13 protein-coding genes are annotated in these 12,912 nt (G+C 29.0%); all 13 read right to left on the bottom strand.

The window, feature by feature from the left end; genetic code table 11:
• The 13 genes from rsgA to O212_RS0107975 all read right to left on the bottom strand — a co-directional run bounded on the left by rsgA (nt 1) and on the right by O212_RS0107975 (nt 12,908).
• Nucleotides 1-864: a ribosome small subunit-dependent GTPase A gene (gene rsgA / locus O212_RS0108040; RefSeq protein ID WP_024614607.1), complete on the bottom strand. Its 864-nt coding sequence runs from the start codon at nt 862-864 to the stop codon at nt 1-3.
• 118 nt (nt 865-982) lie between these two features.
• Complete coding sequence (gene pknB, locus O212_RS0108030; protein ID WP_024614606.1) at nt 983-3,139, bottom strand: Stk1 family PASTA domain-containing Ser/Thr kinase; 2,157 nt, start codon at nt 3,137-3,139, stop codon at nt 983-985.
• Nucleotides 3,136-3,855 carry a Stp1/IreP family PP2C-type Ser/Thr phosphatase gene (locus tag O212_RS0108025; protein WP_024614605.1) on the bottom strand — a complete coding sequence of 240 codons (720 nt, stop codon included), beginning with the start codon at nt 3,853-3,855 and terminating at the stop codon, nt 3,136-3,138. The genes pknB and O212_RS0108025 overlap by 4 nt, the downstream gene beginning before the upstream one ends.
• Nucleotides 3,856-3,867: 12 nt before the next feature.
• Nucleotides 3,868-4,899, bottom strand: coding sequence for a 23S rRNA (adenine(2503)-C(2))-methyltransferase RlmN (gene rlmN, locus O212_RS0108020; protein WP_024614604.1), 1,032 nt, complete (start codon nt 4,897-4,899; stop codon nt 3,868-3,870).
• A gap of 14 nt (nt 4,900-4,913) precedes the next feature.
• Nucleotides 4,914-6,227: a 16S rRNA (cytosine(967)-C(5))-methyltransferase RsmB gene (gene rsmB, locus O212_RS0108015; protein WP_024614603.1), complete on the bottom strand. Its 1,314-nt coding sequence runs from the start codon at nt 6,225-6,227 to the stop codon at nt 4,914-4,916.
• A gap of 22 nt (nt 6,228-6,249) precedes the next feature.
• A complete protein-coding gene (locus tag O212_RS0108010) occupies nt 6,250-6,939 on the bottom strand; it encodes a zinc metallopeptidase (RefSeq protein ID WP_024614602.1) in 690 nt (229 codons plus the stop codon).
• An 11-nt stretch (nt 6,940-6,950) separates the two neighbouring features.
• On the bottom strand, nt 6,951-7,880 hold the full coding sequence (fmt, locus tag O212_RS0108005; protein WP_024614601.1) for a methionyl-tRNA formyltransferase: 930 nt from the start codon (nt 7,878-7,880) through the stop codon (nt 6,951-6,953).
• A gap of 27 nt (nt 7,881-7,907) precedes the next feature.
• Complete coding sequence (gene def / locus O212_RS0108000) at nt 7,908-8,351, bottom strand: peptide deformylase (RefSeq protein WP_024614600.1); 444 nt, start codon at nt 8,349-8,351, stop codon at nt 7,908-7,910.
• Between the two features lie 17 nt (nt 8,352-8,368).
• On the bottom strand, nt 8,369-10,564 hold the full coding sequence (gene priA, locus O212_RS0107995) for a primosomal protein N' (protein WP_024614599.1): 2,196 nt from the start codon (nt 10,562-10,564) through the stop codon (nt 8,369-8,371).
• Between the two features lie 54 nt (nt 10,565-10,618).
• Complete coding sequence (gene coaBC / locus O212_RS0107990) at nt 10,619-11,809, bottom strand: bifunctional phosphopantothenoylcysteine decarboxylase/phosphopantothenate--cysteine ligase CoaBC (RefSeq protein ID WP_024614598.1); 1,191 nt, start codon at nt 11,807-11,809, stop codon at nt 10,619-10,621.
• Between the two features lie 4 nt (nt 11,810-11,813).
• Nucleotides 11,814-12,026 (bottom strand): DNA-directed RNA polymerase subunit omega, encoded by a 213-nt coding sequence (gene rpoZ, locus O212_RS0107985; protein ID WP_024614597.1) that lies wholly within the window; start codon nt 12,024-12,026, stop codon nt 11,814-11,816.
• Complete coding sequence (gene gmk, locus O212_RS0107980) at nt 12,007-12,639, bottom strand: guanylate kinase (RefSeq protein ID WP_024614596.1); 633 nt, start codon at nt 12,637-12,639, stop codon at nt 12,007-12,009. Before gmk ends, rpoZ begins: the two co-directional genes overlap by 20 nt.
• Nucleotides 12,639-12,908: a DUF370 domain-containing protein gene (locus tag O212_RS0107975; protein ID WP_024614595.1), complete on the bottom strand. Its 270-nt coding sequence runs from the start codon at nt 12,906-12,908 to the stop codon at nt 12,639-12,641. Before O212_RS0107975 ends, gmk begins: the two co-directional genes overlap by 1 nt.
• Between the last annotated feature and the right edge of the window lie 4 nt (nt 12,909-12,912).

The following is a 12,912-nucleotide window of genomic DNA, read 5'->3' as shown; positions in this document are numbered from 1 at the left end:
TTAATATCTCCTCCCATTTATTATTTCTTCTAGTGTTCTTACATAAAATTCATATCTATATTTATTTATTTTCCCATTTTCTACAGCTTCTTTAACTGCACAGCCTGGTTCTTTATAATGAAGACATCCTCTATATTTGCAACTATCATTAAACTTTTCAAAGTCTGGAAAACAATATCTTAAATTTTCTTTATCCATAAAGTTTACATCTAAAGTTGAAAAACCTGGAGTATCAACTATATACCCATTTGATACTTCTATAAGTTCACTATGTCTAGTTGTATGTTTACCTCTACCTATTTTTTCACTTACTTCACCAGTCTCCATATGTTCTTTATTTGTAAGTGTATTTATAAGAGTTGATTTTCCAGCTCCAGAAGGTCCACAAAGAACTGTTACATTATTACTTAGTCTTTCCCTTAAAGCTTCTATACCTATACCTTTTTTAGCATTTATGAATAAAACTTCATAACCTATAGAGTTAATCCTTTTCTTTAATTCTTCTTTCTCTTCTTCACTTACTAAATCAATCTTATTTAATGCAACAATTACTTTTATATTGTTACTTTCACAAAGCACTAAAAATCTATTTAATAAATCAAAATTCAAATCTGGATTTTTAACAGCAAATACTACAAAAGCTTGTGTTACGTTTGCAACAGTTGGTCTTATAAGTTCTGAACTTCTCTCTTCTATATCTTCTATAGTACCTTTTCCATTTTCAATTTTTATTTCAACATTATCTCCAACTATAGGTTTAAGTGATTTATGTCTAAATTTCCCTCTTGCTTTACATTCTATTATTCCTTCTTCTGTCTTTATATAATAGAATCCACCTATTCCTTTAATTATTTTTCCCTTCATATTTCCTCCAAACTTTTTTCTTCTCTCTTATTAATATAAACACTTTTTATAATTTTTTGCAACAATATTTGTATTAAAATAAAAAAGCAAAGTGATTAACTCACTCTGCTTTTTTATTTTAATTATTTTTCTTATCATTATTATGCTCACCAGTTGTTGGCTTTGAATCATCTAGCTTAGTTGTTATTGTTATATTACTTCCTTTTGGCGCACTATTTGGAGTCCAACCAGTTACAAGTCCTTCTGCTCCATCTCCCCCAAAGGATACACTAAATCCTTTTGCTTCAAGAGCTGACTTTGCGTCTGTACCTTTCATCCCTTTTGATATTATATCACTTATACTTATTTTTTCAGTTTTAGTTGTTATTGTTATAGTACTTCCTTTTGGTGCACTATTTGGAGTCCAACCCGTTACAAGTCCTTCCTCTCCATCTCCTGCAAGTGATACATTAAATCCTTTTGCTTCAAGAGCTGATTTAGCATCTGAACCTGTCATTCCTTTTGATATTATATTCCCTACATTTATATCTTCTTCTTTATATCTTCCAATTGCTAATGTAATTGTACTTCCTTTATTTACTGAAGTACCTGCAGAAGGATTTTGACCAATAACTTTGCCATCTAATGTTTTATCTGTTGTAGTTTTAGTTTCTACATTTACATTGAATCCTGCTAATTTATTTCTAGCTTCACTTTCTGATAAGCCATTTACATTTGGAACCTCAACAGTTTCAACTTTTTTACCTTTACTTACTGTTAATGTAACTGATGATTCTTTTGTTACCTCTTGACCTTGTTCAGGTGTTTGAGTCATAACATTACCACTTGCTATTGAATCACTATAATCCTCTTGAACAATTATGTTTTTAATTCCAAGACTTTCAAGTTTTGCTTTAGCATCACTTAACTTATCTTCAACTAAATTAGGCATAGTAATTTTTTCTTCACTACTAACTTCAACTTCTACAGTTGAACCTTCATTTATTTTTTCTCCAGCCTTTGGATTTGAATTAATTATTGTTCCTTCTTTTTCGTTACTTTTTACGCTTTTTATGCTTAAGTTTATTTTTAAACTAGTAGCTTTTTCTTGGGCATCTTTTATATTCATGCCAACAAAATTAGGTACTATTACTTCTTTCGCTTTGTTTCCTGAAAGCATAAAGTAACCTCCAACACCTAAAATGGCTAATACTAATACTGAAACAATTCCAATTATTATTCCTTTTTTACTTGATTTTTTATTTTTAGGTTTATTTTTTACTTTTTCTTCTGCTTCCTCAGAATCATCATAGTATTCATCGTCATCATCATAATATTCAGCGTCGTCATCATCATAGTATTCATCTTCAAAATCATCTACACTTTCAACAACCGGTTCCTTTACAGGTGCCATAATTATTGTATGTTCTACAGTTTGATCATTTTCATTTATTCCATCATCACCTATTTGAGCGTCTGGATTTTGTTTTATTTTTTGAAGATCTGATATTAGTTCATTTACATTTTGATATCTATTATTTGCATCCTTTTCCATGCATTTTAAAACAACTTTATTAAGACTCTCTGGTATTTTAGGATTTAACTCTTTTGGTGGAACAGGATCTTCTTGAAGATGTTTTAATGCTATTGTTACAGGAGAATCAGCTTCGAAAGGAAGTTTTCCTGTAAGCATTTCATACATAACTATTCCTAATGAATAAATATCTGTCTTATTATCAATGAAGCCACCCTTTGCTTGCTCTGGTGAAAAATAATGAGCAGAACCAAGTATAGTACTAGTATTTGTAAGAGTAGCAGAGTCAGCGATTTTAGCAATTCCAAAATCAGTTACTTTAACTAAACCATCACTTGTAACTAATATGTTTTGAGGCTTAATATCTCTATGAATTATGCCATTTTTATGTGCACACTCTAATGCTTTAGCAATTTGAATGGCAATTGTTAAAGCTGTTTCGCAACTTATCTTGCCAAATTCTTCTACAACTTCTTTTAATGTTTTACCATCTACATATTCCATAACTATATAGTTTATATCACCCTGTGTTCCTACATCTAATACATTAACTATATTATTATGTGATAACTTAGCGATAGCAGTCGCTTCTCTTTTAAACTTGCTTACTATTTCATCATTGTCTGAATATTCATTTTTTAATATCTTTACAGCCACATATCTATTTAGCTTATTACATCTAGCTTTATAGACAACAGCCATACCGCCTTCTCCTACTTTTTCAAGTAGTTCATATCTATCGCCTAATACTTCACCATTCATACGCTCTCTCCTCCAAACAATATAACTGTAATATTATCTCTTCCACCATTTTTGTTAGCTTCATCTACTAACTCACAACAAGCAAGTTTATTATCTTTTTCTCTATCTATAATTTCAGTTATTTTTTCTGTTGACACTTCATTTGTAAGTCCATCTGAACAAATTAAATATTTATCATATTCATCACTATCAAACTTAAATATATCAACTTCAACACTTTCATGTGTTCCAACTGCCCTAGTTATTATATTTTTATTAGGATGATTAATTGCTTCTTCTTCTGATATACTTCCAGAATCTATAAGTTGTTGCACTAACGAATGGTCTTTTGTTAGTTTGAATAAATTATTATCCTTAATTCCAAAACAAGAACTATCTCCAACATTTGCTATAACTATCTTTCCATCGTATCTTAAACATGCTGTTATAGTAGTTCCCATTCCACTTAACTTAAGATTACTAACTGAATAATTATATATTTTTTTATTTACATTTTCTATTGCATCCTCAAGAACGCATTCACCAAGTGAATTAATATTATTTTTTACAAATTCAATAACGTTAGATACCGCCATTTCACTTGCAACTTCACCGGCATTATGCCCACCCATTCCATCAGCAACAATATATATGCTATATGAATCACATTCAAAATGACCCACACTATCCTCATTAAATTTTCTTTTTATTCCAACATCACTCTTATATCCTACCATGTTAATTCCCCCTTAATTTTGGGATTCTAAATAACTTCTTCTTAATTGACCGCAAGCTGCATCAATGTCACTTCCCATTTCTCTTCTAACTGTAGCCTCAATGCCTCTGTCTTTAAGAATTTTTGCAAAATTTTCTACTGTTTTGTTTGATGATCTTTTAAAAGAATTTTCTTTTACTTCATTTACTGGTATTAAATTTACATGACATAAAATTCCTTTTAATAATTGTCCTAATGCTCTCGCATCTTCAACACCATCATTTACATCCTTAACTAATGCATATTCAAAAGTTACTCTTCTGTTTGTTTTATTAATATAATATTTACAAGCATCTAAAAGTTCTTTTATTGTATATTTATTAGCTATTGGCATTATTTCTTTTCTTTTTTCATCATTAAATGCATGTAGTGAAATTGCAAGAGTTATAGTCATGCCTTCATCAGCTAATTCGTATATTTTAGGTACTATACCACAGGTTGATAAAGTTATATGTCTTTGACCTATGTTAAATCCATTTTCTGAATTTACTTCTTTTAAAAATTTAATTACATTGTCATAATTATCAAGTGGTTCTCCACTTCCCATTAAAACAATATTTGATATTCTCTCTCCTAATAGTTTTTGTGCTACCATTATTTCAGAAAGTATTTCTCCAGATGTTAAATTTCTAACTCTTCCATCAATTGTAGATGCACAGAATTTACATCCCATTCTACATCCTACTTGTGTTGAAATACATATTGTATTTCCATGTTTATACTTCATAATAACACATTCTATTAAATTTCCATCTTTAAGAGCTAATAATATTTTCATAGTACTTTTATCTGAAGATTCTTGTGCTCTTACTACTTTAGGAATTATTATTTCAAAATTTTCATTTAGCTTTTCTTTTAATGCTTTTGGAATATTTCTCATATCATCAAAATTCCAAACATCTTTATAAATCCAAGAAAATACTTGTTTTGCTCTAAAAGCACTTTCTCCATTTTCTTTAAGCCAATTTGAAAATTCTTCAGTTGTAAAATCTAATAAATTTTCCATAATGTATTCTCCTATTAACTTTTCTTAAGCTTAGCTATAAAGAATCCATCCATATACTCATTTGGCATAACTGTTACCATACCATTTGTATATTTTATATTCTCACCATTTCCAACAAATATATTTTCTAGCTTACAATCTTTATGTTTGTTTAAAAACCATTCAATATTTTCTTCATTTTCAGCTTTGTTTAAAGTACATGTTGAATATATTAAAGTTCCACCATTTTTAAGATATTGCCATGCATTATCCATTATATCTCTTTGAATTCTTATAATTTCTTTTAATTCGTTACGATTTTTATTCCATTTAATTTCTGGTTTTCTTTTAATTATTCCAAGACCTGAACATGGAACATCGATAAGAACTTTATCTCCAACCCCTATAAGGTTAACATTTAACTCTGTAGCATCCATCTCTTCTAATTTAACATTATTTATACCAAGTCTTATACAGTTCTCTTCTATTAAACCTAGTTTATTTTTATGTAAATCAAAAGCTAAAACTTCTCCAGTATTTTCAAGAAGTTCTGCAATATGAGTAGTTTTTCCACCAGGAGCACTACAAAGATCTAACACAACATCCCCACTATTTACATCTAAAAGAGGAGCAACTAACATTGCACTTTCATCTTGAACAGTTATTTTTCCTTCATTAAAAAGGCTATTACTTTCAATATTCTTTCCACCTTTAATAGAAATAGCTTCAGGACATATATATCCTTCTTCTATATTATATCCGTTTTCTTCTAGTTCTTCAAATACACTATCATAGTCTGATTTTAAAGAATTAACTCTAACAGTTACTTTTGGAGTTGAATTTAAAGCATCAAGTATATTTACTGCATCTTTTTCTCCATATTGCTTTATAAAAAGTCTTATAAGCCATGGTTCAAATGAATACTTGTATTCTAATTGGCTTATTTTATTGTTAAACTTTAAGCCTGACTCACCTTTTTTTCCATATGTTCTTAAAACACCATTTACAAGTTTTCCCCATCTGTCAGATATTTTTTTTGCTTGTTCTACCGCCTCATTACAAGCTGCATAACTTGGAACCTTATCTAAATATTTTAATTGATATATAGCTATTCTTAATATATTTAAAATTCTTTTATCCATTATACTTATATCTTTAACAAATGTAGATATAAGCATATCTAATGAATTTTTTCTTCTTATTGTTCCATATACAATTTCTGTTACTAGACCTTTATCTTTATCATTTAAATCTGAATTATTTAATTCACTTGATAATACTAAGTTTGAATAAGCACCTTCATTTAACACTCTATCTAGTATTTTTAAAGCTATGCCTCTACTGTTCATAAAATACCTCTTCTCTAAGTTTTTATTGATCTCTATTACTTATAGCAAGTAATCTTAATAATTGAGCTATAGCCATAAGAGCTGAAGCAATGTATGTCATAGCTGCTGCTCCTAAAACTTTTTTTGCACCATTTATCTCATCACCATAAAGTATTCCTCTATTACTTAATACGTTTATTGCCCTATTTGATGCATTAAATTCTACTGGTAATGTAATTAATTGAAATATTACTACAGCTGAAAATAATATAATTCCTAGATTAACAAACATATGGTTTCCCATAATTAAACCAACAACAAATAATATCCAAGAAATACCTGAGCTAAAATTCACAACTGGAACTATTGAATTTCTTAATACAAGTGGTTTATATCCTTCCTTATCTTGTATAGCGTGACCAACTTCATGAGCTGCTATTCCAGCAGCTGCAATTGAATTTCCACTATAAACCTCAGGAGATAATCTTAAAACTTTACTACTTGGATCATAATGATCTCCAAGTTTCGTATTAACAACTTCTATGTTTACATAAGATAGTCCTGCTTCATTTAGCATCATTCTCGCAACCTGCTCACCTGTATATCCATTCATAATCCTTACATTTCTGTACTTATTGTAAGTTGAGCTAATTCTACTTTGCGCCCATATACTAACTAAAAGTGCTGGTATTAATATAAGCATAGTTCTATCAAAATAAAATGGATAATACATATTTATACCTCCTATTTACCTAATATAAGTCCATCTTTTACATCATGGCCATTTATATATTGTTCTACCATTAAAGGTTTTGAATTTGGAAATTGAACCTTTTTAATTAAAAGTACCCCTTTGTTTGTTGAAACTTCTATTCCATTTTTAGATACATTTATTATTTTTCCATTTTCTAAATTACTATCTTTATTTAAAACTTCACTTTCAAATATTTTCATAGTATTTCCTTCGTATAAAGTATGTGCAATAGGCCAAGGATTTAATCCTCTAATCATATTATGAATTTCTAGTGCACTTTTATTCCAATCTATTTCTGCTAACTTTTTATTTAACATTTTTGCATAGAAAGTTTCATCTGATTGTTTTTCAGGTTTTATAGAATTATTAACTAATCCTTCTATTGTTTTAATTAAAAGATCTCCGCCTCTTTCTTTTAACAAGTCATAAAGCTCTCCAGCTGTCATATTATCTGTAATTTCAACTTCATCTTTTAAAAGCATATCACCTGTATCTAAACCTACATCCATAAGCATAGTTGTATTTCCTGAAGTCTTTTCTCCCATCATAATAGCCCAGTTTATAGGAGCTGCTCCCCTATACATAGGAAGTATTGAGCCATGCAAGTTTATACATCCGTATTTTGGTATGTCTAACACTTCTTTTGTAAGAATTTGTCCAAATGCTACAACTATTATAAAATCTGGCTCCATAGCTTTAAGTTCTTCAATCATTTTCTTCTCATCTTTAAGCTTTTCTGGTTGATAAATTTTTATATCATGTTTTAACGCTTCTTCTTTTACTGGTGAAAATGCTAGCTTTTTTCCTCTTCCCTTAGGTCTATCTGGTTGAGTAAATACTGCACAAACTCCATATTTATCTATTAAGGCTTTTAAAGATGGAACAGCAAAATCTGGTGTTCCCATAAATACTATCTTCAAAACTATTCCTCCTTTTGTTTTTTATTTCTATTTTACTTTATCTATAAATAAAATTCCATCTAAGTGATCATTTTCATGTAAAACAGCTCTAGCAAGCAATTCTTCTGCTTCTAATATAAATTCCTCACCTTTTTCATTTATAGCTTTAACTTTAACAAAGTTTGGTCTATCAACTTCTTCTGATACTCCTGGGACGCTTAAACATCCTTCTTCTCCAACTTGACTTCCACTTGTTTCTAATATTTCTGGATTTATAAATACTCTTGGACCTTCTCCATCATATATATCTATAACAAATAATCTTTTAAGTATTCCAACTTGTGGTGCTGCAAGCCCTACTCCATCTGCTTCATACATAGTATCTATCATATCTTCAATTAAAGTTAAAGTTCTATTATCTATTTTTTCTACAACTTTACTTTTCTTTCTTAATACATCATCACCATTTTTTCTTATATTTCTAATTGCCATAAAAAATTCCTCCTAGTTTATAAAAAATTGTTTGGATTAATATCAATATTTATTCTTATTTCATTATAAACACTCTTATTCATTTCATAAAGTGTGTCTCTAACTTTTTTAGAATAATCATCAGAAAATTTACCTTTTATCATTATTTGCCACCTAAACTTATCTTTTATTTTAGATACTATGCATTTAGTTGGTCCTAACATTGTTATATCTTCCTCTGATATTTCTTTTATTTTTATAGATGCTTTTTTCATAAAATCTTCTAAATTCTTCTCATCTTTAGATATACCTCTTATTAAAATTATCTTTTCAAAAGGAGGATATCCCATTTGCTTTCTTATACTAATCTCTTCTTTAAACATACCAATATAATCATTATTAACAGCATAATTTAAGCTTGGATTTTCAGGATCATATGTTTGAATAATTACTTTTCCTTTTTTATCTCCTCTTCCAGCTCTTCCAGCAACTTGAGTTATAGTTTGAAAAGTTTTTTCAGAAGACCTATAATCCGGTATATTAAGGGACATATCTGCAGCTAAAACTCCAACAACTGTTACATCTTTAAAATCTAAGCCTTTTCCAATCATTTGTGTACCAATTAAAATATCAGCCTCTTTATTTTTAAAGGCATTATATATTTTTTCATGAGACCCCTTATTTCTTGTTGTATCTTTATCCATTCTTAACACTTTAGCATCTTTAAAGTATTTTTTAACTTCACTTTCAACTTTTTCAGTTCCTGCTCCAAAAAATTTTACATATTTACTCTTACACTTTGGACATACATGAAGCTGTTTTTCTGTTTTACCACAGTAATGACATACTAAATATCCATTTTTATGATACGTCATAGATATGTCACATTTATGACACTTAAAAACATAACCACAACTTCTACAAGATACAAAAGTTGAAAATCCTCTTCTATTTAAAAACAGTATTATTTGTTCTTTTCTTTCTAAAGCTTCTTTTATTTCTTTATATAATTTCCTTGAAAACATAGATAAGTTTTTAACCCTAAGTTCTTCCCTCATATCAACTATCTCCATATTTGGAAGAGGTTTATTATCTATTCTTCTTTCTAAAGTTACAAGTTTGATTTTTGATACCATGGCATCAGCAAAGCTTTCAACAGATGGAGTCGCTGAACCTAATATATATTTACATCCCTTTGTAAAACTTAAAAATTCAACAACTTCTTTAGTATTATATTTAGGATTATGTTCTGATTTATAAGTTCCTTCATGCTCTTCATCAACTATTATCATTCCAAGATTATTAACAGGCAAAAATAATGCACTTCTAGCTCCAACTACAAGTCTACATTTTCCAGATTTCACTCTATACCATTCATCAAATCTTTCTCCATCAGAAAGTTTGCTATGAAATAATGCTACATCTTCTCCAAATCTCCCCTTAAATCTTTCTATCATTTGAGGAGTAAGTGCTATTTCAGGAACAAGTACTATTGCACCCTTTCCATTATTTAAAGTATGTTCAACTAATTTCATATAAACTTCTGTTTTTCCTGAACCTGTTACCCCTTTTAAAAGGAATCCGTTAAATTCAGAATTTTTAATTTCAGATATAGCTTTAATTTGTTCATCTGTCAAATTTTCCACATCATTATCTTCATAAATTTTACTATTATATCTATGTACTATTTTTTCTTCTATAGTTAAAAAACCTTTTTCAATAGCCTTATTTATAGTATACATAGAAAATTTAAAATTTTTATTAAGATCTGACTTTGTATATATACAATTATTATTTTTTATAAAATTTATAAGCTTTATATAATTTTCTTTATTTTTAAATTCATCATCTAATTCTTTATTAAACTTTATAACACTCTTTTTTTTATTTTTAATTCCTTTTATAAGACCTGTTGGTATTAACACTCTTATAGCATCTATATATTTACATAAAGTCTTTGTTCTTAAAAATTCTATCATTAACAAATCTTCTCTAGTTAATATTGGTTCATCATCACATAACTTTTTAATTTCTTTTACTTTATATTTACCTTCAAATTCTGTAGAAAGAGCAATTACAAAACCTTCTATTAATTTATTAGATATACCAAACGGAACTTTTACCCTATGACCGATACTAATTAAATCATTAAATTCTTTTTTTACTTTATAAGTAAAAGGTTTATCTATTTCTACAGCTTCACTATTTACAATTACTTCGGCATATAGTTCCATTTATAAAAATCACCCTTTCTTAAAATTTGTCAATATAGCAGAAGAAAGCGCAATTTAGCGCTTTCTACAAATAGCATCAAATAAATTACTTGCAACATCTCTTTTACTCATTGTATCTAATTCTAAAACAGAACCTTCTTTTGATATTACAAATACTTTGTTATTATCACTTCCAAATCCTGTTTCTGACTGTGTAATGTCATTAGCTACAATGTAATCTAGATTTTTTCTCTTTAATTTACCTTTTGCATTATCTATCAAATTACTACTTTCAGCTGCAAACCCAACTAAAATTTGTTTATCTTTTTTATCACCAAGTTCCTTTAAAATATCATTATCTCTTACAAGTTCAATATTTAAATTCCCTTCGCCTTTTTTAATTTTTTCAACACTATATTCTTTAGGTTTATAATCTGCAACAGCAGCTGATTTTACAACTATATCAGAGTTATCAAAGTTATTTATAACTACTTCTCTCATTTGAGCATTAGTCTCTACTTCTATAACATCAATTCCATGTGGTTTTTCAATCCCTTTAGCTCCTGTAACTAGTGTAACAGATGCTCCTCTATCTCTTGCTTCTTCTGCTATTGCATATCCCATTTTACCTGTTGATCTATTAGTTATAAATCTTACAGGATCTATGTTTGCTCTAGTAGGTCCAGCTGTTACAAGTACTTTCTTTCCATCTAAATCCTTAACAGGATGAAGAGCTGTAAGTACATTCTTAAAAATCACATCTGGCTTTGGCAGTTTACCTTTTCCAACATCACCACAAGCAAGTCTTCCAGAATCTGGTTCAATAAACTCATATCCTAAACTTTTAAGTTTACTTATATTTGATTGAACTATAGGATTTTCATACATGTTTGTATTCATAGCTGGTGCAAATATAACTTTTGCTCTAGTTGCCATTATAGTTGTAGAAAGCATATCATCTGCTATACCATTTGCAACTTTTCCTATTATATTTGCTGTAGCTGGAGCAATAAGCATAACATCAGCTTTTTGAGCTAAACTTATATGTTGAATTTCCCATGCTTTTGGTTCCGCAAACATATCAGTTATAACCATATTTTGACTTATTGATTGAAAAGTCAGAGGAGTTACAAACTGAGTAGCTGACTCAGTCATAATAACTCTAACTTCAATCCCTTTTTTTCGAAGCGAACTTACAACATCTAAAGCTTTGTAAACTGCTATTCCTCCACATACTCCTAATACAACACATTTTCCCTTATACATTTTACTATTTTCCTTCTGAAGCTTCGTAAGTTACTTTTCCTTCGTTCACTTCATTTATTGCTATTGTTAAAGGTTTTTGTGAATCTATTTCTACTAATGGTTCACTTCCAGCTATTATTTGTCTAGCTCTTTTTGAAGTTACTATAACTAGTGAATATCTATCTTCTACTTTCTTTAATAAATCTACTATTGATGGATTAATCATAGAGTTGTTCATGTATAATACCCTCCTTAGAATCTAATATCTTATTTTTCATTCTATCTACTCTACATTTTTCTGCAGCTATAATTGCTTCTATTTTTGATACAGCTGTATCAACTTCATCATTTACTACAGCATAATTATATTTTGAAATATAATTTATTTCTTTATACGCTGATTTAAATCTTCTCATTAATGATTCAGGTGTCTCACTACCTCTTTTTATTATTCTTTGTTTTAATTCCTCCATTGATGGTGGTAATATGAATATAAAAATTCCTTCTTCGCAGTTTTCTTTTACTTTTAAAGCACCTTGTATATCTATTTCTAAAATTACGTCTCTACCTTGATCTATCATCTTTTTGACACTTGATCTTGGTGTTCCATAATAATTTCCATAAACTTCAGCATGCTCTAAGAAATCTCCCTCTTCAACTTTTTGAAGAAAATCTTCTTTCTTTAAAAAGAAATAGTTCACGCCTTCTACTTCACCTTTTCTAGGCTCTCTTGTAGTTGCAGAAACTGATAAATATATTTCTTTATTTTTTTCTAATAATGCCTTACAAATTGTTCCTTTACCAGCTCCTGATGGACCTGATATTACTAATAATACACCTTTTTTGCTCATTATTCATCTACCTCATCATCATGATCATCCTTGTTTGATAATCTATGAGCTACTGTTTCAGGTTGAACAGCTGATAAAATTACGTGATCACTATCTGTTATAATTACAGCTCTTGTTCTTCTTCCATAAGTTGCATCAATAAGCATTCCTCTATCTCTAGCTTCCTGGATTATTCTTTTTATTGGTGCGGACTCTGGACTTACAATTGCAACTAATCTATTAGCTGATACGATATTTCCAAAACCAATATTAATTAATTTTATACCCATGTAT

The sequence above is a fragment of the Clostridium sp. Ade.TY genome (assembly GCF_000498355.1).
In the GTDB taxonomy this organism is placed as follows: domain Bacteria; phylum Bacillota; class Clostridia; order Clostridiales; family Clostridiaceae; genus Clostridium.
Note: the sequence above shows the minus strand (reverse complement) of the source record. Positions and strands in the feature narration are given on the sequence as shown.